Annotated in this window: 15 protein-coding genes and 1 pseudogene; 2 read left to right on the forward strand and 14 right to left on the reverse strand. The window is 66.5% G+C overall.

All coding sequences use genetic code 11. From position 1 onward, the window contains the following. Positions 1-373 precede the first annotated feature (373 nt). The gene (locus HGB51_RS01600; RefSeq protein WP_070206255.1) at positions 374-937 is read left to right on the forward strand and encodes a fasciclin domain-containing protein; all 564 of its coding nucleotides are present in this window, start codon (positions 374-376) and stop codon (positions 935-937) included. A 111-nt stretch (positions 938-1,048) separates the two neighbouring features. Here the strand turns inward: HGB51_RS01600 and HGB51_RS01605 are convergent, their stop codons facing one another. From HGB51_RS01605 to HGB51_RS01635, 8 genes and pseudogenes are all read right to left on the reverse strand, one after another. After that, complete coding sequence (locus HGB51_RS01605) at positions 1,049-2,428, reverse strand: NAD-dependent succinate-semialdehyde dehydrogenase (RefSeq protein WP_070206180.1); 1,380 nt, start codon at positions 2,426-2,428, stop codon at positions 1,049-1,051. A gap of 369 nt (positions 2,429-2,797) precedes the next feature. Next, positions 2,798-3,649 carry an aldose epimerase family protein gene (locus HGB51_RS01610; RefSeq protein WP_070206181.1) on the reverse strand — a complete coding sequence of 284 codons (852 nt, stop codon included), beginning with the start codon at positions 3,647-3,649 and terminating at the stop codon, positions 2,798-2,800. After that, the gene (locus HGB51_RS20205; protein ID WP_343034364.1) at positions 3,639-4,655 is read right to left on the reverse strand and encodes a glycoside hydrolase family 43 protein; all 1,017 of its coding nucleotides are present in this window, start codon (positions 4,653-4,655) and stop codon (positions 3,639-3,641) included. Before HGB51_RS20205 ends, HGB51_RS01610 begins: the two co-directional genes overlap by 11 nt. Beyond that, a pseudogene (locus HGB51_RS20210) lies at positions 4,629-6,095 on the reverse strand (MFS transporter); the annotation flags it as partial. The pseudogene HGB51_RS20210 and the gene HGB51_RS20205, both read right to left, overlap by 27 nt. Beyond that, positions 6,088-8,784: a glycoside hydrolase family 3 protein gene (locus tag HGB51_RS01620; protein WP_141738946.1), complete on the reverse strand. Its 2,697-nt coding sequence runs from the start codon at positions 8,782-8,784 to the stop codon at positions 6,088-6,090. The gene HGB51_RS01620 and the pseudogene HGB51_RS20210, both read right to left, overlap by 8 nt. Beyond that, a complete protein-coding gene (locus tag HGB51_RS01625) occupies positions 8,784-10,472 on the reverse strand; it encodes a glycoside hydrolase family 43 protein (protein ID WP_070206184.1) in 1,689 nt (562 codons plus the stop codon). Before HGB51_RS01625 ends, HGB51_RS01620 begins: the two co-directional genes overlap by 1 nt. Then, positions 10,472-12,457, reverse strand: coding sequence for a sialate O-acetylesterase (locus tag HGB51_RS01630; RefSeq protein WP_070206185.1), 1,986 nt, complete (start codon positions 12,455-12,457; stop codon positions 10,472-10,474). The genes HGB51_RS01625 and HGB51_RS01630 overlap by 1 nt, the downstream gene beginning before the upstream one ends. Beyond that, complete coding sequence (locus HGB51_RS01635; RefSeq protein ID WP_070206186.1) at positions 12,454-14,634, reverse strand: alpha-glucuronidase family glycosyl hydrolase; 2,181 nt, start codon at positions 14,632-14,634, stop codon at positions 12,454-12,456. Before HGB51_RS01635 ends, HGB51_RS01630 begins: the two co-directional genes overlap by 4 nt. 134 nt (positions 14,635-14,768) lie before the next feature. Between HGB51_RS01635 and HGB51_RS01640 the strand changes: the two genes are divergently transcribed. Continuing rightward, the gene (locus tag HGB51_RS01640; RefSeq protein WP_070206187.1) at positions 14,769-15,827 is read left to right on the forward strand and encodes a LacI family DNA-binding transcriptional regulator; all 1,059 of its coding nucleotides are present in this window, start codon (positions 14,769-14,771) and stop codon (positions 15,825-15,827) included. A 14-nt stretch (positions 15,828-15,841) separates the two neighbouring features. Here HGB51_RS01640 and HGB51_RS01645 read toward each other — a convergent pair whose 3' ends face one another. The 6 genes from HGB51_RS01645 to HGB51_RS01670 all read right to left on the reverse strand — a co-directional run bounded on the left by HGB51_RS01645 (position 15,842) and on the right by HGB51_RS01670 (position 24,682). Continuing rightward, positions 15,842-18,412 carry a glycoside hydrolase family 3 protein gene (locus tag HGB51_RS01645; RefSeq protein ID WP_070206188.1) on the reverse strand — a complete coding sequence of 857 codons (2,571 nt, stop codon included), beginning with the start codon at positions 18,410-18,412 and terminating at the stop codon, positions 15,842-15,844. A gap of 22 nt (positions 18,413-18,434) precedes the next feature. After that, positions 18,435-19,769 (reverse strand): xylose isomerase, encoded by a 1,335-nt coding sequence (gene xylA, locus HGB51_RS01650; protein ID WP_070206189.1) that lies wholly within the window; start codon positions 19,767-19,769, stop codon positions 18,435-18,437. Between the two features lie 45 nt (positions 19,770-19,814). Beyond that, positions 19,815-21,308, reverse strand: coding sequence for a xylulokinase (gene xylB, locus HGB51_RS01655; RefSeq protein WP_070206190.1), 1,494 nt, complete (start codon positions 21,306-21,308; stop codon positions 19,815-19,817). A 64-nt stretch (positions 21,309-21,372) separates the two neighbouring features. Continuing rightward, complete coding sequence (locus tag HGB51_RS01660) at positions 21,373-22,905, reverse strand: tryptophan halogenase family protein (RefSeq protein WP_070206191.1); 1,533 nt, start codon at positions 22,903-22,905, stop codon at positions 21,373-21,375. A gap of 13 nt (positions 22,906-22,918) precedes the next feature. Further along, positions 22,919-23,938 carry a cupin-like domain-containing protein gene (locus HGB51_RS01665; RefSeq protein WP_070206192.1) on the reverse strand — a complete coding sequence of 340 codons (1,020 nt, stop codon included), beginning with the start codon at positions 23,936-23,938 and terminating at the stop codon, positions 22,919-22,921. A gap of 3 nt (positions 23,939-23,941) precedes the next feature. Further along, on the reverse strand, positions 23,942-24,682 hold the full coding sequence (locus tag HGB51_RS01670; RefSeq protein ID WP_070206193.1) for a SapC family protein: 741 nt from the start codon (positions 24,680-24,682) through the stop codon (positions 23,942-23,944). Position 24,683 lies beyond the last annotated feature (1 nt).

A 24,683-nucleotide genomic window follows, 5' to 3' on the forward strand; every position in this document is an offset into this window, starting at 1 on the left:
GGGAACTCGCTGAAGGTGGGCAGGCATGGCCCTGAAAGGCCTTTTGGGCATTCTAGGTTATGCGATCGCTATTGGCATGGGGCCCGTATGAGCAATGGCCCGCCCAGGCGTTGCTTCGTTCTGGGGTCATGCGCTACCGGGGTGGTTGGGCTATCGGCGGTCGTTTGGGAATCGACCCTACCTTGCGCGTCGGGGTGATCAGGTTGTGGGGAATTCCGCGCTGCGACCGTGTCAGGTTAAATCCCTGTGAGTGCGGCGCTGAATGACGGCAGAAAAATGTGCCTTATTTTCGACCTCTACTGCATCCGGGCGCCGGGTTGGCCCGTACGTATCAGGGCACACCCTTGTGCGCTCGAACTTTGAGGACATACACATGTACAAGTCAATTCAGCGTCTGGCTATCGCTTCGTGCATCGCAGCAGCTTGTCTTGCAACTGTCAGTGTTTCGGCTGCCGACAATCCGATGGTTGGCGGGGCGGCCATGTACCCGACCAAGACCATTGTTGAGAACGCCTCGGCCGCGAAGAATCTCACCACGCTGGTCGCTGCCGTGAAGGCGGCTGGGCTGGCTGAAACGCTGTCCGGGACGGGGTCGTTCACCGTGTTCGCGCCCACCAATGATGCGTTTGCGAAGCTGCCGAAAGGAACGGTGGATACGCTTCTGAAGCCTGAGAACAAGGCGAAACTGACCAAGATCCTGACCTACCACGTGGTTCCTGGTACGCATTCCGCTGCCGAGCTTACTGCGGCTGCCAAGAAGGGTGGCATGGCCAGCATGCTGACTACGGTTGAAGGCGAGAAGCTTACGGTGAAGCTGGCTGACGGCAAGGTGTGGGTGGTGGATGCCAAGGGTGGCAAGGCGGCCGTGACTACCGCGGATGTCGGGCAGTCCAACGGTGTGGTGCACGTTATCGATACGGTTTTGATGCCCAAGTAGTCTGGGCGCGGGCGGGGGTGTTTGTTGCCCCCGCCCCTTTTTGTTCGCCGTCCGTCTGTGGCCCGGTCGGCGTTGTTCAGCCAGGCATGGCCTGGCTCTACCGGTGTGGGGTCAGGATGGAATCTTGATGGACTTTACGTTCACGAATTCCTTCAGACCTTCCGGGCCGTGCTCCCGGCCGTAGCCTGAGGCCTTGACGCCGCCGAACGGGAGCGTTGGGGACGCTACGTCGAAAGTGTTGATGAAGACCATGCCGGTATCGAAGTACTTGGTGGCCAGTTCGCGGGCGCGTTTCACGTCGCGGCTGAAGATGCCGCCGCCGAGGCCGTAGCGGCTGTCGTTGGCGATGCGAAGTGCATCGTCATCGTCCTTGGCGCGGATGATGGCCGCTGCAGGACCGAACAGCTCGTCCTGGTATGCCACTTGGCCGGGCGCTACGTCTGCCAGTACGGTGGCCGGGTAGAACCAGCCAGTGCGGTCGGGAACCTTGCCACCTACTACGAGGCGGGCGCCCTGCGAGACGCTTTCGGTTACCTGCTCATGCAGCTTGTCGCGCTGTGCTTTGGAGACCATGGGGCCAAGCTGCGTGTCTGCGGCGTTCGGGTCGCCCATCTTCACCGCCTCGAATTTCCTGGCGTATGCGTTCACAAAGGCATCGTAGTTCTTTGCGGTCACGATGAAGCGCTTTGCATTGACGCAGGTCTGCCCGTTGTTGAACAGGCGTCCTTTGACGCAGGTCTCCACGGCCAGATCGAGGTCGGCGTCGTCCAGGACCAGATAGGCGTCGTTGGAGCCCAGTTCCAGTACGGTTTTCTTCAGTGACTCGGCGGCCTTGGTCGCTACGGTGCGGCCAGCAGCCTCGCTGCCGGTCAGCGTTACGGCGCGGACCAGGTCATTCTTCACGATGTCGTTGGACTGGTCATGGCTGATCAGCAACACCCCGAACAGGCCCTTGGGCAGGCCGGCACTTTCGTAGATGTCACGCAGCAGCAGCCCGCTGCCGGTGCAGCTCTCCGCATGCTTGAGAAGTACACCGTTGCCCGCGATAAGGCTGGCGATGGAATAGCGGATTGCCTGGTAAGCCGGGAAGTTCCAAGGCTGGATGCCGTAGACCACGCCGATGGGGCAATGGGCCACTATCCCCGTTGCACCCTTTACGTCGCGCTCTTCGTCTGCAAGAACCGTGGGGCCCTCTTTGGCGGTGTAATCGCAGATGGCTGCGCACAGCTCGACCTCGGTGCGGCTGTCTTCAATGAGCTTGCCGACCTCGCGGGTCATGAGTTGGGCGAACTCTTCTTTTCGTTCGCGGAGGGCTTCGGCGATGTCTGCGATGACGTTGGCGCGGTCTTCCAGGCTACGGAGGCGCCATTGGAGGAAGGCTTCGTGGCTGGCCTTTACTACGCTGGCCGCTTCATCGTCGGACATGTAGGCGTAGGTAGCGAGTACTTCTTCGGTTAGCGGATTGATCGTGGTGAGTTGCTTCTGGGGCATGGATTTGGATCCTTTACCGCATTGGGGGAAAGCGATCAGGTGATGATCGTTTCGTAGCGGTTCCCATGCAGTGAATTCCATGGCTGCGTGCATCACTGGGGATTCACAGCGCCTCTTCGTTCTTCGGCCATGCGTTACCGGGATGGTTGAGGTTATCGGTGGTCGTTTGGGAACCGACCCTACCGGTGGGTAGAGCCACGCCCTGCGTGGCTAGCGGGCGCCGACGTAAACGGAGTGTCGCCTCAGGTAGAGCCACGCCCTGCGTGGCTGGCACCGGCGTATCCGGAGCGTTGCCCCACCGGTAGAGCCACGCCATGCGTGGCTGGCCGTAGCCGATTGAGGTGGGCGCCACGAAATGTTGCCTTGCGATCAGTTGGGTTTGGCTTCAGATTCCCACGTCATCACGAAGGTCAACTCGAGGTTCTCGCCTCGCTCCAATCGGTTTGGTGAAAGTGTGAACGCGTCCGGTGGCCCGGTCTGGGGTTCTACGCAGGTGGCGTGGGACGCGGCGTCGTAAACGACCCAATAGTTGGTGTTGGCTCGCATGCGGAGGCGCTGATCCGCTGACACCAGTGCTATCTCCGCGTGATTGATGAAGCAGTCGTCCCAAGGGCCGGGCGTCGGGGCTACGCAGGGCACTGTGGCAATGCCCTCCCCGTCCTGCGGGTACATGGCATCAGGGGCAAAGATCAGCTGCTCTGGCTTGCGGAACCATGGGTGCCAGCCGAGTACGGCCGGCATGGCGTGGCGGTCTGCCTGTATCGCGAGGTGCAGTTCAAGGCAATGGGGTCGCAGACGGATAATCTGTGTCGCCGTTCCACCAAAAGGCCAGTAGGCGTCTTCGGCGAGCTTAAGCGACAGCGTTGCTGTGTCCGCTTCGAGGCTGTCCATCTGCCAGGGGCGCGTAAACCCTACCCCGTGGATGGCGTGACCGCCGAAGTTGATGGGCAGTACATGAGGCTTGCCGTCGAAGTCGAAGCGGCCATGCCGGATTCGCCCTGCCCACGGCACCATCGGGTAGCAGCCCCAGGCAATGGCTGCCGCGCTGCCCTCTTCTTCGCTGACCAGCCAGTCCATCCCGTCATAGCGGATCTGGGCGATGCGCCCACCGGCTTCGGGGGCCAGTGCCACTTCCAGCTTGCCTGACTTCAGCCAGTGCAGACGGCCTGCCAGCAGCGGCGCCAGCGCGTCATCAATGGGAGATGCGGTCTCAGGCGCCATACGGATCTATCGTCCTGATGCTGCCATCGGCTTCCATATGCAGCGGCGTGCACTTGACCGAGCGCAGGTGGGTTACGCCGCCTGACAGCAGGGAGTCGTGATAGAACAGATACCACTGCCCATCGACCTCGCAGATGGAATGGTGCGTGGTCCAGCCGACTACCGGCCTGAGGATCACGCCGGCATAGGTGAACGGCCCGTACGGGTTGTCGCCCACGGCATAGCACAGCAGGTGGGTGTTGCCGGTGGAGTACGAGAGGTAGTACCGGCCGTTGTACTTGTGCAGCCACGGGCCTTCGAAGAAGCGGCGTTCGTGGTCGTCGGCTCGCAGCAGCTTTCCGTGCTCATCCAGGATCAGCACTTCCCGGGTGGGCTCCGCCAGCTGGGTCATGCCGGGTTCGAGCCGCCCTACCCTCGGACCCAGCGCGGGTGCGTCGCCGGTGGGCTCCTCGTTCGCTGCGTCGTACCGGTTGTCACGATACTTCTGCAGTTGGCCGCCCCAGATGCCGCCGTAGTACAGGTAGTGCGCGCCGTCGTCGTCCTCGAACACTGCCGGGTCGATGGAGTATGTGCCTGCAATGGGCTCGGGCTCGGCTTTGAACGGCCCTTCCGGGCGATCGGCCACCGCTACGCCGATCCGGAAGATGCCCTGTGCGTCCTTGGCCGGGAAGTACAGGTAGTAGCGGCCGTCACGGGTAGCGGCGTCTGGCGCCCACATCTGCTTCGCGGCCCAAGGCACGTCACGTACATGCAGTGCCAAACCACAGTCGGTGGCTTCGCCCTGCGGCGAATCCATCCGCAGTACATGGTAGTCCTCCATGCCGAAGTGGCCGCCTTCGTCATCGAACGGTGCGCCGGCATCGATGTCGTGAGATGGATAGATGTACAGCTTGCCCTCGAAGACATGCGCGGAAGGGTCCGCCGTGTAGATATGCGACACCAGCGGCTCGGAGATGGCGTGTGCGGCCAGGTGCTCCAGGCTGTTTCCATTGCGCCGTTGCAGCAGGTCCTGTTCGATCCGGGTTTCCATGCGCTTGTCGATCTTGTAGAGGAACAACAGCCCTACGGCGAGCAGGAACGGGATCGAGCAGTACAGGCTCACGGTCAAGCGGATGCCGTCCACCACGCCGTCCGGCTGCTGGGCGGCGCCGGCCTGATAGCCGTAGTGCGCCAGGATGCCCGCCACCAGTGCGCCGCCAATGCTGAGGCCGATCTTCAGGCCGCACAGCATGGCGGAGAAGATGATGGCGGTGGCACGGCGGTGGTTCTTCCACTCCGAGTAGTCGGCCACGTCGGCAATCATCGCCCACAGCAGCGGGATGGTGATGCCGTAGAAGAAGCCGTGCAGCATGAACGACACGAAGGCCACGGCCACTCCCGTGGGCGGGAACAGGTAGAACACCAGCAGGAACACGGTGCACACGAACAACGCCGCGCCGAATACATCACGCTTGCCGAAGCGGTCGGCCAACCGGCGAGAAACGCCGATGCCCAGGATCATGCAGATGATGCCGCACGCGTTGAACAGGCTGAAGGCCGAGGTGGCTGGATCTTTCGGCCAGGTGAAACCGGACAGTCCCCAACCGCTGAGCATGGCGTTGAGGCCACCGATGAAGCGGTTGAAACCGGAACTGTCGAGGAACGCGGCCAGCGCCGGTTCGCTCATGTAGTACTGGAAGTAGTAGATGTAGGTGCCGCCCTTCAGGGCGAGGTTCATGAAGACCAGGATGGTCAGCGCCAGCATCACCTGCCACGGGCGGTTGTGCAGCAGGTCCTTCAGGTCCTGCCCGACCCCGGCGGTCTGCTCCTTGGCGGGAACGATGCGCTCGCGGGTGGTGGCGAAGGTGATGAGGAAGAACACCGTGCCCACTACCGCAAACACGGTCATCACCCGCTCGAAGCCGAGCACGCGGTCGCCGTCGCCGAGGATCAGCACCAGCGGCAGCAGCAGGACCTGGATGATGAACTGCGCGATCATCACCGCCACGAAACGGTACGCGGAAAGGCTGTTGCGCTGGTCCATGTTGCCGGTGAGCACGCCGCTGAGCGCGGAGTACGGCAGGTTGTTGGCTGCGTACACCAGCATCAGCATGCCGTAGGTGGCCAGCGCGTAGACCACCTTGCCGCGCTCGCCCAGGTCCGGCGTGCTGAATGCAAGCAGCGAGAGCACGCCGAACGGAACAGCGGTCCACAGGATCCACGGCCGGAACTTGCCCCAGCGGCTGCGGGTGCGGTCGGCGGCGATGCCGATCAACGGGGTAAACACGAACGCGCCGAGCAGGCCGACCACGAAGATCACGGTGGCCGCCGTGGCGGGCGGCAACCGGTAGACGTCGGTGTAGAAAAACGCCAGGTAGGTGATGAGCGTCTGGAAGATCAGGTTGGCCGCAAGGTCGCCCAGGCTGTAGCCCAGCTTTTCCCGTACCGACAGGGTGTGATCAGTCACGTTTTGCCTCCACGGTGAAACGTGCCTTTACCCGGGCGTCGGCACTGGAGCTGCCTACCCGCACCTCGTACGCCCCCGGCGGCACCGCATACGCGCCACGCGCTTCGTCATACTGGCGAAGGGCCTGGTAGGCGTCCAGGTCGAAGGCCACCGTCTGTTTCTGGCCTGCGCCCAGGTGCACGCGCTGGAAGCCGTGCAACGACTGCACGGCATCGCCCGCTGCGGCGTCCACCCGGCGCACGTACAGCTGCACCACTTCGTCGCCGTCGCGCTTGCCGGTGTTGGCTACTTCAACCTGTACCTTGAGACGACCATCGGCGGCGACGCGCGGTGCATCGAGCTGGAGCTTGCCGTAGTCGAAGGTGGTGTAAGAAAGGCCATGGCCGAACGGGTACAGCGGGGTGCCGCGGAAGTAGCGGTAGGTGCGGCCTTCCATGGCGTAGTCGTCGAAGGCCGGCATCTTCTGGTCGGCAGTGTAGAAGGTCACCGGCAGGCGGCCGCCAGGGTTGTAGTCGCCGAACAGGGCCTCGCCCACGGCAGTGCCGCCGCGCTGGCCGGGGTACCAGCCCATCAGGACGGCCGAGAGGTTTTCCTGGGCCCACTCCACCGCGAGCGCGGAACCACCGGTCAGCACCATCACTACGGGCTTGCCGGTGTCCTTGAGCGCTTCGAGCAGCTTGCGTTGGGTGGCGGGCAGGCGCAGGTCGGTGCGGTCGCCGCCGGCGAAGCCCGGGTAGTTGACCTTCATCTCCTCGCCTTCGACATCGCCGGTGAGGCCGCCGACGAATACCACCACGTCGGCGTTGCGGGCGGCGTCCAGTGCTTCCTCGAACGGCGGTTTGGCGCCGGGCATGCGCCAGCCCAGGCGCACCCCAGCGTCGCGCTCGGCGTCGAAGTATTCCAGCTTCAGCTCGTAAGCACGGCCGGCTTCCAGCTCCAGGTCCACGCCGTCGCTGCGCATGCGGTCGCTGGGAGTCCAGTGGTCGAGCACGCGCTTGCCGTCCACGTAGAGGCGGAAGCCATCGTCGGCGGCCGCTTCAATGCGGTAGCGGCCCGAGACCGGTGGGAGCAGCTGGCCACTCCAGCGGATGCTGAAGTTGTCATTCGGCACGCCCTGCCCCGGGCCGGCTTCGCCGCGCGCCATCAAGTTGTCGGTGGGCGAGCCGCGGTCCCAGCCGAAGCCGATCTGGGCGTCGGTGCGGACCAGTGCCGGGGTGCCGGCCAGGTCGGCCGTGCGGAAGTACTCGCCGCGCAGGCCGCGCTCCGGTGAGTCGGCGGCAGGCCGCAGGTAGGCGGCTTCGATCAGCGGGGTGGCGTTGGGATCATCGCGCCCTTCCACCAGGTCCACGCCGCGCGCGTAGCGCACCTCCACGCCCTTGGCGGCGTCACGGATGCCCTGCAGGATCGTGACCGGTGCCGCCGGGGTGCCGAAGTAGTTGCCCAGCAATGCCATGGTGTCGTCGGCGGTGGGGCCGACCACGGCGATGCGCTTGAGATCGCGCGAGAGCGGCAGCACGCCGTCGTTCTTCAGTAGTACCAGCGATTCCCGCGCCGCCGTCAGCGCGAGCGCGTCGTGCGCGGGCGCCTGGTTCACGGACGCGGGGATGCGTGCGTAGGCTACGCGCTCCGGCGGGTCGAACATGCCCAGCCGCATGCGTGCGGTGAACAGGCGGGTCACGGCGTCGTCGATCTCGGCTTCGCTGATCAATCCCTGCTTCACTGCTTCAGGCAGCGTGGCGTATTCCTGCCCGCACTCCAGTTCGGTGCCGTTCTTCACCGCCAGTGCGGCGGCGGCTTCGCGGGTCGGCACGATTTTGTGATGCTTCCAGATGTCGACGATGGCCCAGCAGTCGGAAACCACGTAGCCCTTGAAGCCCCACTCGTCGCGCAGGATGTCACGCAGCAGGAATTCGCTGGCGCTGGCGGACTCGCCGTACACGCGGTTGTAGGCGCCCATCACCGCGTCCACCTGCCCTTCCTTCACCAGCGTTTCGAACGCCGGCAGGTAGGTGTCGTACAGGTCGCGCCTGCTGGGCTTGGCGTCGAAGTGATGACGGTCGGCCTCGGGGCCGCTGTGCACGGCGAAGTGCTTGGCGGTGGCGTCGAGCTTGCGGTACACCGGGTCGTCCCCCTGCAGGCCGTGCACGAAGGCCACGCCCATGCGCGCGGTGAGGTACGGGTCTTCGCCGTAGGTTTCCTGGCCGCGGCCCCAGCGGGGGTCACGGAAGATGTTGATGTTGGGCGACCAGAAGGTCAGACCCTGATAGCGGCCGTGCTGGCCGTCACGCACGAACTGGTGGTGCTTGGCGCGTGCTTCGTCGCTGATGGTGGTGGCCACCTGCCCCATCAAGGGGACGTCGAAGGTGGCGGCCAGGCCGATGGCCTGCGGGAACACGGTGGCCTGCCCTGCCCGTGCGACCCCGTGCAGGCCTTCGCTCCACCAGTCGTACGCGGGCACGCCCAGGCGCTCGATGGCCGGGGCGCCGTTCTGCATCTGGGCGGCCTTTTCTTCGAGGGTCATCTGCGCAACGAGCGCGGCGGCGCGGGTTTCAAAGCTGGCGGAGGTGTCCAACCAGGGTTTGGGCTCTGCGGCGTGCGCGGCGGTGGCGAGCCCGATGGCGGCGCACAGGGCAAGGGTGGCAAGGACGGGGCCGCGAAGGCCGACGGAGTGGTAAGGCCTGCGCGTCATCATCTGCTCCTCGAAGCGCGCTCGTCGCGCGCGAATGGTCCCAGCAGGGTGCCTACGAAGCCCCCTGCACGATCGGTGCTGAGTACGGTGCCGTCTACGTTTTCTGCGAGGGTTTGCCAGCCCTGCCCGTGGCCGGTGTCGACTGCGAAGGCGTAGTTGCCTTCATTGCCGCTGATCTGAAGGCGCAGCGTGGGTGCTGCTTTCAGTTCGCGGCTGGCAAGGGTTTTCGTTGTGTTGCCGCCGTCCCGGGCTTCGAGGAAGACGGCGACGCGGTCACCACCAAGGCTGCGTACGCCGAGGAAGTACCACCAGGCTTCGCTCTGGAAGGCAGCCAGGCCTGCTGCGACGCCTTGCCCCGGGCGGGTCATGGCGGTGCTGGCCTCGAAACGCAGGTGTTGCTGGCGGCGGCCGAGGAAAGCTGGATTCTTGAGTGTGTCGAGGCCTTCCGGCAGTGGATGCAGGGCGAGGCTCCCTGGCCGCTCGCGCAGGTCTGCCCACTCTTGCTTGGGCACACGCACGCGCAGCCACGCATTGCCAAGCGTCGCGCCGTCGAACCCGTCGCGGTCAATGAAGTTGCCAGTCGAAGGCGCTTGAACGGCTTCGCCCTTCATCCAGCTGGGGGCTTGCACCACGTAGGGGATGGTCTGGTTGGCAGTCAGGATCACCGGCCAGCCATCGCGCCATTCCACCGGCAGCAGGTAGGTCTCACGCCCAGTGTTGTAGTGGCGCTGCTGGTAGTTGCGGCTGGCCAGGAACACGGCCCACCACGAGCCGTCCGGGCCTTCGACCAGATCCGCGTGGCCAGCGTTGGTGATGGGCAGTGGGCGGTCGGCAGGCAGGTCGCGCTGGGTGAGAATCGGGTTGTGTGCATAGGGAACGTAAGGCCCCCAGACATCGCGGCTGCGCAGTACCACCTGCGAATGCTGCGGCCCGGTGCCGCCCTCGGCGTCGGAAAGGTAGTACCAGCCTTCGCGCTTGAAGATGTGAGGGCCTTCGATCCAGATCGGATTCTTTGCCGGTTCGACACCGCCGTCGATCAGGATCTTGCGTGGGCCGATGGGCTTGAATGCGGCCAGCTGGATCTGCTGCATCCAGATGGCGCGGTGGCCTTCGTATCGCGGGGTGCCGGCGGGCGCATCGTTGTTTACGAGGTAGACGCTGCCATCGTCGTCGAAGAACAACGACGGGTCGATGCCGTCGATGCTCGGCAACCAGTGCGGGTCGGACCACGGGCCGGCGGGATCGTGCGCAGTGGCGATGAAGTTGCCGCCACTGTCTACAGCGGTGGTGACCACGTAGAACAGGCCATCGTGGTACGAGATCGCAGGTGCGAACACGCCCCGTGAGACGCTGAGGCCGTCGAAATCGAGCTGGCTTGGGCGATCGATGACGTTGGCGATCTGCTTCCAGTGCACCAGGTCCTCGCTCTCGAAGACGGGGATGCCCGGAAAGTAGGTGAAGCTGGAGTTGACCAGGTAAAACCTGCCGTTGGCGGCGACGATGCTGGGATCTGCGTGGAAGCCGGCCAGGATCGGGTTGCGGTAGTGCCCAGCCGGCAGCGGCGTTTCGAACGCGGCATCGCGGCCCGTGTATTCGAACCAGTCGAAGTAGACCGGCGGCGCAGGCTCGGTCGCGCGGGTGGTCAGCACCGCGCTGAGCAGCATGAAGGTGGCGAGCAGCCGGCGCATCAGCGAGCTGCTCCTTCGTCGACGGGCAGCTCGAACGGTCCCGACGGCAGGCCGCTGCTGTCACGCAGCGTGCAGACCGGGCCGTCGGCCCAGCAGTAGCGGACGCGGGCGGCGGTGCCTGCCTGAGGGCTGCGCAGGATGACCGCGTGCCCGTCCAACGTCGCGTCGGCGTAAGCGCAGTGTTGGGCAGCGGCGTCGCAGACTTCAAAGCCGATGGGGCCCTGCGCGCCGGTGGTGATGAGGTCACCGTTAACGTCCGCGAACTGGATCCGGAGTCCCTCCGGCGTGCGCGAAGCATGCGTTGCCGTCGGACCGGTGGATGCCAAGTCGTGCTCGCCGTAGACCACGTTTCGCGCCAACCGCGCCAGGCGGCGGCCCAGCTCCTGCTTGTTCGGCGGGTGGATGTCGTAGGCGTCACCAATGTCGATGGCCACGGCGAGGCCGCTGTGCGGGTCTTCCGCTGCTACGCGCCGCTGTGCATCACGCACCTGCGCCCAGCCGCTTTCGGTGGGCGCAGCGGGTGGCTTGCCGTAGTTCGCGAGCTGGACGATCAGCAAGGGCAGCGTTGCACCAAACCGGCTGCGCCAGTCCTCGCGCAGGCTGCGCAGTCGCCCTGCGTAGGCGGCACCGTCGCCGGTGTTGGACTCGCCCTGGTACCAGAGCATGCCGCGCAGGCCATAGTTGCCCAACGGCGCGATCATGCCGTTGTACAGCGTGGACAGCCCGGTTGCTGCCTGCCATGGGGCGAGTGGCGGTGACTCGGGGCCGGGTGCTGGCCGGTACTGCCACGTCGCGTCGAGCGTGACGCGGGTGCCATCGGCCAGACGGATCGCATGGGCGCTCGCGGGCCCGGCCAGTCCTCCGTCGCCCCAGGTGTCGAGCACGTTGAGCACTACGGAATTCGCGCCCGCTTTCAGCAGTCCCGGAGCCAGGGGGTATGACCGCGCTTCGCCGGGGCCGTACTGGCTGCCCACTGCAACGCCGTTGACCCAGGTGACGTCGGTCTCGTCTACCCGCGCCAGTTCCAGCGTGGCCCCCTGCGCTGCCTGCGCGGCGGTCAGGGTGACCTGCGTGCGGTACCAGACCATGCCGTTGTAGTCGGAGAGCTCGGGGACGCCCCAGCGCTCCCATGCGCCCAGTGCTGTGGGTGCCTGCCTCCATGTGCCGTTGTTGGTATCAGGCTGCCATGGCGCATCGCCAGAAGCGTTGCCATCGCGACTGGCCCACCACTGCTGCCAGTGCGTTCCCCATTGCGCGTTCGCGGCTGCAGGGTCTTTGGCATACAGGGCGAGCACGTCCAGTGCGGGTTGCATGCCTTGCTGTGTGCGCAGGCCATTGGCGCTGGTCCACGCCTCGATCCGTGAGCCGCCCCATGCCGATTGGATGAGACCCATCGGTACCTTGACGGTCTTCTGGAGTTCGCGCGCGAAGTAGTAGCAGGCGGCGGAGAACTCGCGCACGGTGTCCGGGGTTGCGGCGGCCCAGGCGACCGGTGCGTTGAACGACTGTTGCGGGGCGACGGCGGCGGCCTTGGGAACGGTGAACAGACGGATGTCGGGATGTGCGGCGGCTGCGAGTTCGCTGTTCGCGTCCAGGGTGCGCCATACCGGCAGCTCCATGTTGGACTGGCCGGAGCACAGCCAGACGTCGCCGATCATGAGGTCATGCGCGGTCTGGGTCGCTTGCCCTGCCCTTACGGTGAGTGCGTAGGGGCCGCCTGCGGTGGTTGGGGGAAGCGTGGCTTTCCAGTGCCCACTGGCGTCTGTGCGGGTTTTCTGGGTGTGCCCCGCCAGCGTTACGGACACGCTCTCGCCCGGCTTTGCTTCGCCCCAGACCGGAATGGGCTGGTCGCGCTGAAGGACGGCGTGGTCCTGGAAAAGTGGATGCAGCAGTGGTGGCGTGGGTTGCTGCGCCATCGACGGTGCGCTGGCGATGGCAAGTGCGGGCAGCAGCAACCGGTGAGCCCAATGGCGGAACCTGCTCATCGGCCGTCTCCGGGTGCTGAGGGGAACTGCAGGGACTGGTAGTAGGACAAGGGGTGCGGTGGTGGGGCTTCGCCCTTCGGCAGTGGCAGGCCGTTGATGGATTGGAAGTAGGCGATGCTGGCGTCGCGCCACCATTGGGCTTCGCGTTGTTGGATGCGGAGGAAGGCGGTGATCTGGGCGTTTCGTTGTGGGTCGATCGGTGAGGCCAGCGGGGCAGAGCCCCGCTCTACCTCGGTGGGGTTCGTCAGGCTCGCCCACAGACTCTGCATCTCTTGCACCTGCCGTACGCCGAGCGAGTAACGGGTGACGAGTTCGTCCCACAGGGTGCGGCCGGAGGCCATGCGGTGGTCCCAGGGGACGTGGTGGAACCACAGAAGCAGCGGTTCGGGCACTTTCGCGAGGTCGCCGTAGTGCGCGGCCACTTCGGGCGCGTACTGGGCCACGGCGTTGCTGCCGCTTGCGTTGCGGTCGAAGCCGATGCCGTTGCGGTCGGCGCGGTGGTAGTACACCGAGGTCCAGTCCGGGCGCGGGCCGCCGTCTACCCAGGGGCCAGGGCCGTAGTGGTGGCCGCGCGCCATCAGGTGGTGCAGGCCAAGCGGGGTCATGTAGTTCACGGCCGCCTCGCGCGAGGCCATCATCATCTGCACGATGGGCTGAACCACGGCGGGGTCCGGCGAGAACGTCATCGCGGCCCAGTCGGCTGCGACATCGCGGGCGGACTGGTGTGGATTCCAGGCCAGCCGTCCGAAGGCATACCAGTTGGCCTGGTCGAAGTGCGAGCCGGTCCAGGTGCGGTCGTTGCCGATGTTGGCGACCCCGGCCATGCCGGTAAGTGCGTGCCCTTCCAAGGAACCGTCCACCACCTTGGCCACGGTCGAGCCCTTCCCTCGTGCATGCGTGTCAGAGCGCAGCACTTCCTCGAACAGCGGTCCGAGGTACACCAGGTGGGTGGCGAACCCGAGGTACTCCTTGGTGAGCTGGAACTCCATCATCAGCGGCGTGCGCGGCATGGCGCCGAACAACGGGTGGAACGGCTCACGTGGCTGGAAATCGATGGGCCCGTTCTTGACCTGCACGATCACGTTCGGGCGGAACGCGCCGTCCAGGCCGGCGAACTCGGTGTAGGCCTGGGTGGCGCGGTCTGCCGGCACTTCATGCGCGTAGACGAAGGCGCGCCACATCACCACGCCACCGTGCGGCGCCAGCGCGTCGGCGAGCAGGTTGGCCCCGTCGGCATGCGAACGGCCATAGTCCTGCGGGCCCGGCTGCCCTTCGGAATTGGCTTTGACAAGGAACCCGCCGAAGTCGGGAATGCGGGCGTAGATCTCGTTGACCTTGTCGCGCCACCAGCGCTGCACGCCGGGATCCAACGGATCGGCGGTCTTCAGCCCGCCCAGCTCGATGGGGGCGCTGAAGCGCGCGCTCAGGTAGACGCGGATGCCATAGGGCCGGAACACTTCCGCGAGCGCAGCCGCCTTGTCGAGGTACGCCGGCGCCAGGCTCCAGGCGCTGGCATTGACGTTGTTCAGCACGGTGCCATTGATGCCCAGCGAGGCATTGGCACGTGCGTAGTCGGTGTAACGCGGATCCTTCCATTCCGGCAGGCTCTGCCAGTCCCACAGCGAGCGACCCGCGTACCCGCGTTCGACATAGCCGTCCAGGTTGTCCCAATGGTCGAGCACGCGGAGCTGCGCGCGCGGCGATTCGTGCACGTCCAGCGCGTCCAGCGACCCGCCGGTCTGCAGCAGGCGCAGCAGGTGGAACACGCCGTACAGCACGCCGATGTCGTGCTGCCCTGCCACCACCAACACACTGTGGCCGTCGCGCTGGATGCGCTTCAGCAGGTATCCGTCCGCACCCAGTGATTCAATTTCGCTGCGCAGTGGCGCGAGCAAAGGGGACGACGCCGGCGTACCCAGTACCACGGCGTACTGTTGGGTCGGCTCGGTGTGTATCGGCGGTGCCTTGCCGAGCAGGCCGGCGAGCCCACGCTCCAGCTCAGCACGCGCGGCGCGCTGCGTCGGCGTTGCGTCGGGTGCGACGATGTCGCTCAACTGCGCGCGATACGTGGCTGCGAGCGCAGGTTCAACCGGCACATAACGCAACCACAGTGCATAGCCATCTTCCGCATGTGCGTTGCCCACAAAAAGCAGCAGCGCGATGACAACGCTCGACATCCAATGACACCGCGCGACAGCGGCAAAATGCGGCGTTTTTGGCAGTAAACCGGGTAAGCTGGTGACGTGCCTTGGCCGCTGCATCATCTCCCCTGACCGCACGGTAGCGTTACGAAAACGAAAGGAAACGCGTATTGGACAAGCCGAAGAAATCGGTCCGCCGCAAAACCAGTGGCGTGACGATCGACGAGGTGGCGGCGCTGGCAGGCGTTTCGCCGATGACCGTGTCGCGGGCCGTGAACCAAGGCAACGTGCGCGAAGAGACCCGCGAACGCGTGATGCGTGCGGTGCGCAAGCTGGGTTACACGCCCAATGTGGCAGCCAGTTCGCTGGCGGCCGCGCAGCACACCCGCATCGCGCTGATCTACGCCAACCCCAGCGGCGCCTACCTGAGCGAACTGCTGGTCGGCCTGCTGCGCGTCGCCTCCAACGCACCGGTGCAGCTGACCATCGACTACTGGGAAAACATGGACGCCGAGGCCGAGCGCAAGGCTGCGCGCAACCTGGCCAGCCGGGTTGACGGCGTGATCCTGCCGCCACCGCTGTGCGAGTCCGCCGCCGCCGTCGGCGAGCTGGTGAAGGCGCGCATTCCGGTGGTGGCGATTGCCTCCGGCCGCCAGGGCGATGGCATCTCCTGCGTGCGCATCGACGACTTCCACGCCGGCAAGGAAATGGCCGAGCATCTGATCCAGCACGGGCATACCCGCATCGGCTTCATCTGCGGGCGCGACGACCTCAGTGCCAGCGCCCGCCGCTACGACGGCTTCGTCACCGCGCTGCACGAAGCCGGGCTGGAGGTCGACCCCGAACTGGTCCAGCACGGCAACTACACTTACCGCTCCGGTCTGGGTGCTGCCGAGCTGCTGCTGGCGCACGCGAACCCGCCCACCGCCATCTTTGCCAGCAACGACGACATGGGTGCGGCCGCCATTTCGGTCGCGCACCGGCGCGGGCTGGATGTGCCCCGCGACCTGACCGTGGTCGGCTTCGATGACACCTCGGCCGCCACCACGGTGTGGCCGGAACTCACCACCATCCACCAGCCGATTGCGGCGATGGCCGACGCGGCCATCGACATCCTGCTGCGCACCATCCGCCACCGCAACGATGAAGCACGTCCGCTGACCGACCATGTGCTGCCGCACCGCCTGGTGGAGCGTGACTCGGTGGCGCGCCCGCCCAAGCGTAGGTAGGGCGCGCCGCATCGTCATGCTCCCGGGCAGGCGACAGTAACGTCGGCTTCGTTCAACGCGCCCAATGCAACCCGCGACATCGAAACGGTCATCGCCGATGCGCTCACCAGCGACCACGGGCGGTCCAGCTTTCCCACCTGCGCGCCGGCACCGGCCAGGCACTTCAGCGGCACGCCCACGCGGGTCCACTGCCCCACCGGCAGCTTGGCCAGGGTCGGCCCCAGCGGCACGCGCGCCGAGCAACCGGTACCACAGCCCACCGCCAGCCACGCCTCGCCCTTGGGCGCCGCATCCACGCGCAGCGTGGTGACCAGCATCAGGTCGCCGTTGCTCTCGCGCTGCAGGTCCAGTGCGGTGTGCGACTGCAACGCGGCGGTTGCTTCACCCTTGCCGGTCCAGGCCAGGCGGCGGCCGTCTTCCTGCTTGAGGTGGTCCACGCCGGTCACGTTGAGCAGGTCGCCGTCCAGGCCTTCCGGCACCTTGGTGACGGTCACGCCCTGCCCCGTGGCGTTTTCCAGGCGCAGCGCCATGCCGGCGCCGGCATCGCCCGCCGCGAAGAACACGCCGGCCGCGCCTTCATTGCCGGTCACGCCGGAGACTTCGGGCAACGCCGCAAGGTTGCCCTTGTCGGCATAGGTCAGGCCGTAGCCGAACGCGAACTGCGGGTCGTAGTCCTTCTGGCCCACGTTGTTGGCGTACTGCACCGCCGTGCGCGGCCAGCTGAAGCTGAGCTTGCCCTTGAAGTCGTTCTGCACGGCGCCATCGGGCGTGCGCAGCAGCACGTCGGCAATGCCTGCGCCTTCCGAACCCGGCAGCCAGGCGGCGACGAAGGCATCGGCGGCGTTGATCTCGCGATTCACCCACAGCGGACGACCACTCAGGAACACCGCGACCACGGGGATGCCGTCGGCTTTGAGTTTCTTGAGCAGCTGCAGGTCCGAGTCGTCGCCCGGCTTGTAGGCCAGCGTGGCCAGGTCGCCCTGGAACTCGGCATACGGGTTCTCGCCGAACACCACCACGGCGACATCCGGCTTCGCCTTGTACTTCCCATCGACCGCCAGCTCGGCCTGCCCACCCGCGGCCTTCACCTGCTTCGCGATGCCCTCAAAAATGGTGTCCGCGTTCGGGAAGTCCTTGCGCGTGGTGCCGGTGCCCTGCCAGTTGAGCGTCCAGCCGCCGGCCTGCTTGCCCACATCATTCGCACCGTCACCGGCCACCAGGATCTTCTGCTTCGGCGCCAACGGCAGCACGCCACCCTGGTTCTTGAGCAGTACCAGCGACTCGCGCACGGCCTGGCGTGCAACCTCGCGATGGTCCGGTGCGCCGATCAGGGCGAACTGGCCACCGACCGCACGTGCGGACGGCTTGCCGGCTTCGAACAGGCCCAGACGCATCTTCACCCGCAGGATCCGGCGCACCGCGTCGTCCAGTCGTTCCTGGCTGATGGTGCCGGCCTTCACGGCGGCCAGCGTGGTTTCGTACATGCCCTTCCAGCTGTCCGAGGCCATCGGCATGTCCAGCCCGGCATTGATGGTGGCCGGGCAGTCGGTGGTGGTGCAGCCCTTGACCTGGCCGTGGCCGTTCCAGTCGCCCACCACGAAACCGCCGAAGTTCATGCGGCCTTTCAGGGCATCGGTGAGGTACGGCTTGTTGCCGTGCATCTTCTCGCCGTTGACGCTGTTGAAGGACGCCATCACCGTCTGCGCGCCGGCCGCGATCGCTGGCGGGTAGCCGGCCGCGTGGATGCGGACCAGATCGGCCTCGCTGACCTTGGTGTCGCCCTGGTCCTTGCCGTCGGTGGTGCCGCCGTCGCCCAGGAAGTGCTTCACCGATGCGATGACATGGCGGCCGTCGAGGAACTCCGGCGAGCCCACCTTGCCCTGCAACCCTTCCACCACCTTTCCGGCATAGCTGGCCACCACGTCGGGCGATTCGGAGTAGCCCTCATAGGTGCGGCCCCAACGGTCGTCCTGCGGCACCGCCACGGTCGGCGCGAACGCCCATTCCATGCCGGTGGCGCGGGTTTCCAGCGCAGTGATCTCGCCGATCCGGCGCACCAGCTCCGGATTACGCGCCGCGCCCAGTCCGATGTTGTGCGGGAACAGGGTGGCGCCGACGATGTTGCTCTGCCCGTGCACCGCGTCGATGCCGAACAGCACCGGGATCGCCTTGCCGCCCTGCGAGGTGTCCATCGAGGCAGCGTAGAAGGCATCGGCCAGGGCCAGCCATTCGGCCGGCGAGGCGTCGTAGCGACCCCCGGGGTCGGAGTTGCCGCCGGCCAGGATCGAGCCCAGCCGGTACTTGCGAACATCGTCCGGGGTGATGCTGGCGATGTCGCCCTGGATCAGCTGACCCACCTTCTCTTCCACCGTCATGGTTGCGATCAGGTCATTGATGCGCTTTTCCAGGGCGGGGTCTTCGGCCAGCGGCCAGGCCACCGACGGCCACGGGTTGGTTTCGGCGCTGGCGGTGGCGGCGGCCGGGGCCTTGTCGGCGGCCTTGTCGTCGCCCTTGCAGGCAACCAGCGCGAGGACCACCGCGACCATCAGGGCGCTGCTGCGGCGGGAATGAAGAAGGTGGGTCATGGGCTCATCCTTGGGGCTGCGCTCAGCGCAGCAGGTACGTGTTGATCAGGTTTTCGTAACGTTCCTGCTTGCCGCTGATCTGCGTGGGCTCACCGCCCTTCGCCCCCAGTGCAGCCAGGTCCGCCAGACTGAGCTTGCCATGTTCGAAGTCCTTTCCGGCGCCGCTGTCGAAACTGGCGTAGCGTTCGGCGCGCCACTGCTCCCACGGCGAGTCGTTGAGCAGCCCGTGGGCGACTTCCAGCCCGCGCGCGAACGCGTCCATGCCGCCGATATGGGCCACGAACAGGTCCTCCATGTCGGTGGACTCGCGGCGCACCTTGGCGTCGAAGTTCAGGCCGCCTTCCAGCCCGCCCTGGCGTAGCACCACCAGCATCGCGCCGACGGTGTCGTACAGGTCGGTCGGGAACTGGTCGGTGTCCCAGCCGTTCTGCGCGTTGCCGCGGTTGGCGTCGATGCTGCCGAGCAGGCCGTGGTCCGAGGCGACCTGCAGGTCGTGCTCGAAGGTGTGGCCGGAGAGCGTGGCGTGGTTGGCTTCGATGTTGAGCTTGAAGTCCTTGTGCAGGCCATGCTCCTTCAGGAAGCCGGCCACGGTGGCGCTGTCGAAGTCGTACTGGTGCTTCATCGGCTCCATCGGCTTGGGCTCGATCAGGAAGTTGCCCTTCAGGCCGATGCTGCGGCCGTAGTCGCGCGCCATCGTCAGGAACCGTGCGAAGTGCTCGACCTCGCGCTTCATCTGGGTGTTCACCAGCGACGCATAGCCTTCGCGGCCACCCCAGAACACGTAGTGCTCGCCACCCAGCTCAACGGTGGCTTCCAGCGCGGCCTTGACCTGCACGGCGGCGCGCGCGACCACGGCGAAGTCCGGGTTGGTGGACGCACCGTTCATGTAACGCGGGTGCGAGAACAGGTTGGCGGTGCCCCACAGCAGCTTCATGCCGGTGGCGTCCTGGCGCTCCTTGGCCAGCTTGACCATGTGCTTGAGGTTCTTCTCGTACTGGCCCACATCGTCGGCGTCCGGTGCCAGGTCGATGTCGTGGAAGCACCAGTACGGCACGCCCAGCTTGGTGAAGAACTCGAACGCGGCGTCCACCTTGGCTTCGGCACTGGCCAGCGGCGAGCTGGATTCCCACGGGAAACGGCGGGTGCCCGGCCCGAACGGGTCGTGCCCGGCGTTGCAGAAGGTGTGCCAGTAGCAGACCGCGAAGCGCAGGTGCTCCTGCATGCTCTTGCCGCCGATCACCTTGTTGGCGTCGTACACCTTGAACGCGAGCGGGTTGTCCGAGCCGCGCCCTTCGAAGGGGATGCGGCCGATGCCGGGGAAGTACTCGGTGGCGCCGATGAAGGGCTGCGTGCTCATGGTGCGGTTTCCTTTCGTTGTGCGAGGTGTCGCGTGAAGTGGGTTTCAGCCGCGCTGCAGCGGCGTGAGGGCGTCGAGGTAACGTAGGAAGCGGGTGTAGGCGGTGGCATAGGTGTGGCCGCGTGCCGGGTCCGGGCGGGCCGAGAGCTGCGGGTCGAGCGCCACGTGCCGCTCGGTGATGTCGGCGATGGAAGCGCCGTCGCCGCGTGCATGGCCCAGCGCCCACAGCGCCTGCAGGGCGGCGCCGAACGCCGCGCCTTCGGATTGGGTCGGCACGTCCACCGGCAGGCCGAACACATCGGCTACCAGCTGCCGCCACTGCGCGCTGTTGCTGCCGCCGCCGGTCAGCACGATGCGGTCGAACTGCATGCCGCCGCGCACGAAGGCGTCGTAGCCGTACTTCAGGCTGTAGGTGGCGCCCTCCATGGCGGCGCGGTAGAAGTGCGCCGGGGTCATGTTGGTGGTGTCCAGGCCGGCCAGCACGCCCTTGCCCAGCGGCAGGTCCGGGGTGCGCTCGCCGTTGAGGAACGGCAGCATCACCAGGCCGTCGGCACCGGGCGGCGTGGTGCGCAGGTGGCCGTCGGCATGGCGGGTGTTGAAGTCGAAGGCGTCGGCCACCTGTTCGGTGACCACGGTGCAGTTCATGGTGCAGATCAGCGGCAGCCAGCCGCCGGTGGACGAGCAGAACGCGGCCCAGGCGCCTTCCGGGTCGACTACCGGTGTATCCGAATAGGCGAACAGGGTGCCCGAGGTGCCGAGGCTCATCGCCAGGCGCCCCGGGGTGACGCAGCCGGTGCCGATGGCGGCCATCATGTTGTCGCCGCCGCCGACAGCCACCTTGACCGTTGCCGGCAGGCCCAGCGTCTTTGCTGCAGCGGGTGCGATGTCGTACAGCGCTTCGGGTGCGGCGATGGGCGGCAGGCATGCCGCCAGGTCGCGGTCCGGGTCGGTCGCGCGCAGCAGTTCGGGCGACCAGGTGCGGTTGCGCACGTCGAGCCAGCCGGTGCCCGAGGCGTCGCCGTACTCGCAGAAGCGCTCACCGGTCAGCACGAAATTGAGGTAGTCGTGCGGCAGCAGGATGGTGGCCAGCTTCGCGTAGGCCTCGGGCCGGTGCGTCCTGGTCCACGGCAGCTTGGAAGCGGTGTAACCGGTAAGGATCGGGTTGCCGGCCGCTGCAATGGTCTGCGCGGTGCCGCCGACCGCGTCCATGATCTGCGTGCATTCGGCCGAGGTGCTGGTGTCGCACCACAGCTTGGCCGGTGCCAGTACCTGCCCTGCCGCGTCGAGCGGCACGAACCCATGCTGCTGGCCAGACACCGCCAGCGCCACGATGCGCGCACGCACCGCCGGTGCAATCGCGGCGAAGCAGCTGTTGAGCGCGGCCACCCAATCGGCCGGGGCCTGCTCGCGGCTGCCATCCGCGCCGCTGGCCAGCTCCAGCGCGGCACTGGTGCTGGCCACCACCTTGCGCGCGGCAGGGTCGTACACCAGCACTTTCAGGCTCTGCGTGCCTGCATCGATTCCGGCAACCAGTTCCATCCCTTACACCCCGTATGCTTCAAAAGGTAGCGCTACCAAATCCGGGCAACAACGCGCAGCTTCGCTACGCGGTCGCCATCCTCCGCGGCCACACGTCCTCGGACGCCTTGCAGTACTGCGCAATGAAGTCCGCCTGCGACGGCATCGTCGCCACCGCCTGCTGGATCGGCTGGCGGATGCGCTGCAGCAGGGTGCGCAGGTCGTCGTCGCTGATCGCGCTGGCCAGCGGGTGCGCCGGTCCGGGCTGGATGCCCTGCCCCATCAGCACGCTGGTCCAGGAGTCCACCCGGAACAACTCGCCCGGGTCCTGCCACGCATGCGCACGCTCGCGCCAGGCGCGCAGGCGCACCGCCAGCGACTCGGGCAATTCCATTTCGCGAGCGGCCTTCCACATCGGCTCGTCGCGCTGGGTGGCGTGGTAATGCAGGATGATGAAGTCGCGCACGTGCTCCATCTCCTTCTGCCCGACGTCGTTGTACAGCGCCTGCAGGGTCGGAGTGATGCCCTCGATCGGGAACAGCTGGATCAGGCGTACCACCGAGCTGATGGTGAGGTGGATGCTGGTCGATTCCAGCGGCTCGATGAAGCCACTGGCCAGGCCCAGCGCCACCACGTTCTTGTTCCAGGCCTTGAGCCGGCGCCCGCTGCGGAACGGCACCAGCCACGGGTCGCGCAGCGGTTCGCCTTCGATGTCGCGCAGCAGCTTGGCCTGCGCTTCGTCGTCGGACATGTGGCGGCTGGAGAACACCAGGCCACAGCCCACGCGATGCTGGAGCGCGATATGCCAGCGCCAGCCGGCCTCGTGCGCGATGGCGCGGGTGTACGGCACTGGCGGCTTCACCGATTCGGTCTGCACCGCCACCGCACGGTCGCTGGGCAGCCACTGGTTCCAGTCTTCGTAGCCGGTGTGCAGGGTCTGTTCGGTGAGCAGGCCACGGAAGCCGGTGCAGTCGATGAACAGATCGCCTTCCAGCACCTGGCCGTCTTCCAGCACCAGCGCCTGCACCGAGCCGTCATGCGCGTGCTGGCGCACTTCACGGATCTTGCCTTCCACCCGGCGCAGGCCGTTTGCTTCGGCCTTCCGGCGCAGGAATTTCGCGTACAGCCCGGCGTCGAAATGGTAGGCGTAGTTCACCTGCGGCTGGGTCTGCAGCGAGAACTGGTCGCCGCGCGAGGCCACGCTTTCCAGGCAGAAGTCACCCAGGTCCGAGGCCATGCCACGGCGCTGGCTGTCCAGCCAGAAATGGTGGAACGGCGTGGCCCAGGTGTTCTGCCCGATGGTGCCGAACGGGTGAATGAAGCGCTCGCCGGGGCGACGCCAGTTTTCGAACGAGATCGAGAGCTTGAAGGTGCCGGCCACTTCGCGCAGGAACTCCTGCTCGTCGATCTGCAGGAAGCGGTGGAAGGTGCGGATCGGCGGCACGGTCGATTCGCCCACGCCGACGGTACCGATCTGCTCGGACTCCACCAGGGTGATCTCGAGCTGGTCACGGAACTGGTGGGCCAGCGCGCAGCCGGCCAGCCAGCCTGCGGTGCCACCGCCGGCGATGACGACCTTGCGGATGCGGCCCTGGGTGGTGGTGTTGGCAGCGTTCAAAGCGATATCCCCGTCAGCGGTTGAGTCGAGCGAGCAGCTGGGCGCGCGTGCGGCGCGCCTGCAGTTCGTCGAACGGTGCCAGTTCGCCGCGGGCGGCCTCGGGCAGGTGCTGCCCGGCGTGCCCAGCGGGTCCAAATACGTAGTACTCGAAGATCTTCGCCCAGGCCTGCTTCTCGCGCGGCGGCAGGTCGCGCAGTGCCCACATGGCGTGCTGCAGGGCCGGCAGCGGCGAGGACAGGAAGCCGGGCACGCTGCGCCACCAGTAGTTCACCAGCACGTTGAACGGCGCCAGGCTGCGCACGTGGTGCCACCACATGCTGGGAATGAAGATCGCGTCGCCGGGTTCCAGTTCGGCGGTGACCGCGCTGGTCAGTGCATCACGGAACCGGGGATGGCGTTCGAAATCGGGGTTGTCGAAATCCACCACGCTCACCACCTGCCCGCCCGGGGTCGGTTCCAGCGGGCCCGGGTAGAGGTTGTCGATCTGCTCCGGCGGGAACAGCGTGAAGCGGCGACGGCCGACCGCGCAGCAGGCCAGGTTGTCCGGCGTGTCGAAATGGCAGGACGCGGTGACCCGGTTGCCGATCCAGATGCTGGCCGAGGCGTCGATGCCCTGCCCGGCCAGCGCGGCGTCGTTGTGTTGCGAAAAACCGGGCAGTGCCCGATCGATCAGCAGCGAGGCGATGTAGTACGTGGGCGGCTGGGGATCGTCTACGTGCCGCGCGATCTCCTCCAGCACCTCGCCCAGCACGCCGCGCCGAACCTCGAAGTTCAACGCGGTGAAGTCGGCGTTGTAGAACGGACGGCCCCGGATGGCGGGCTCGCCATGCGAGTACGGCACCGGCACGCCGGCGTCGAACCCGCGCAGGTAGTCCATGGCGTCGCGGGTCGAGCGCAGCCCGGCCTGGACCAGGCCCCAGTCGCGCACGACACCGCGCAGCACCACCGGTTCGCCGGCCGCGACCAGCGCGTCCAGCGGCAGCGCGGCAGGCGCCAGCCCTTCCAGTGTCCGCATCGCCGCCCCGTCGGCCATCGCTCAGTTCCTGCCCTGCAGGCGCAGGCGGCGCTGTTTCTCGGCGATCAGCCGCCGCATGTTGTGCAGCGAGGCCAGCATCAGGTACGCACCTTCCAGGTAACCGGCGCGGTTGAGCTCGGCCAGCGCCTCGCCGTCCATCGCGGCCAGGCGGTCGCGGTCGACCGCGTGCAGGCCGTTGACGCCGACCCGATGCTCGGCATCGATCTGCACGTCGAGCGTGACCGGCTGGATCAGTCCTTTGGCATCCAGCATCGCAAACATCTCCGCGCCAAAGGCATGGCCGTCGCTGATGCCGCGCAGCACGGTGGCGATGTGGTCGAGATACGGGGTATTTCCACCCTGCGGCAGGAACACCGGCTCGCCGGCGCTGTTGTTCACGCGCGGGTGGTCCAGGTCCACGTGCAGCACCGCTTCACGGGTGAGTTCGCCGTCGATGCGGTTTTCCTGGAACCCGATCAGGAACGGGCCCTTGGCCGCGGCCCCCGGCAGGTACGAGGCGTTCCAGCGCCCCTCGTCCAGGTACAGGTTCTCATGTTGTTCAAAGCCCAGCAGGACCACCGACTGCCACGCACCGGTGGCGGTGTCCCTGCGCAGGAAAATGGGGTATTCACGCTGCAGTTCGGCGAACTCGCTCGGGTACGCCGGCACCATGCCGACCGCGTCGCCGAATTCAGGTCCGAAGCCGGTCGCCACGCGCAGGTCGCGGTGGGCGATGTTGTTGAGCATTTCGTAACGCGGCATG

Origin of the sequence: Stenotrophomonas bentonitica (assembly GCF_013185915.1) — a bacterium.
Taxonomy (GTDB): Bacteria; Pseudomonadota; Gammaproteobacteria; order Xanthomonadales; family Xanthomonadaceae; genus Stenotrophomonas; species Stenotrophomonas bentonitica.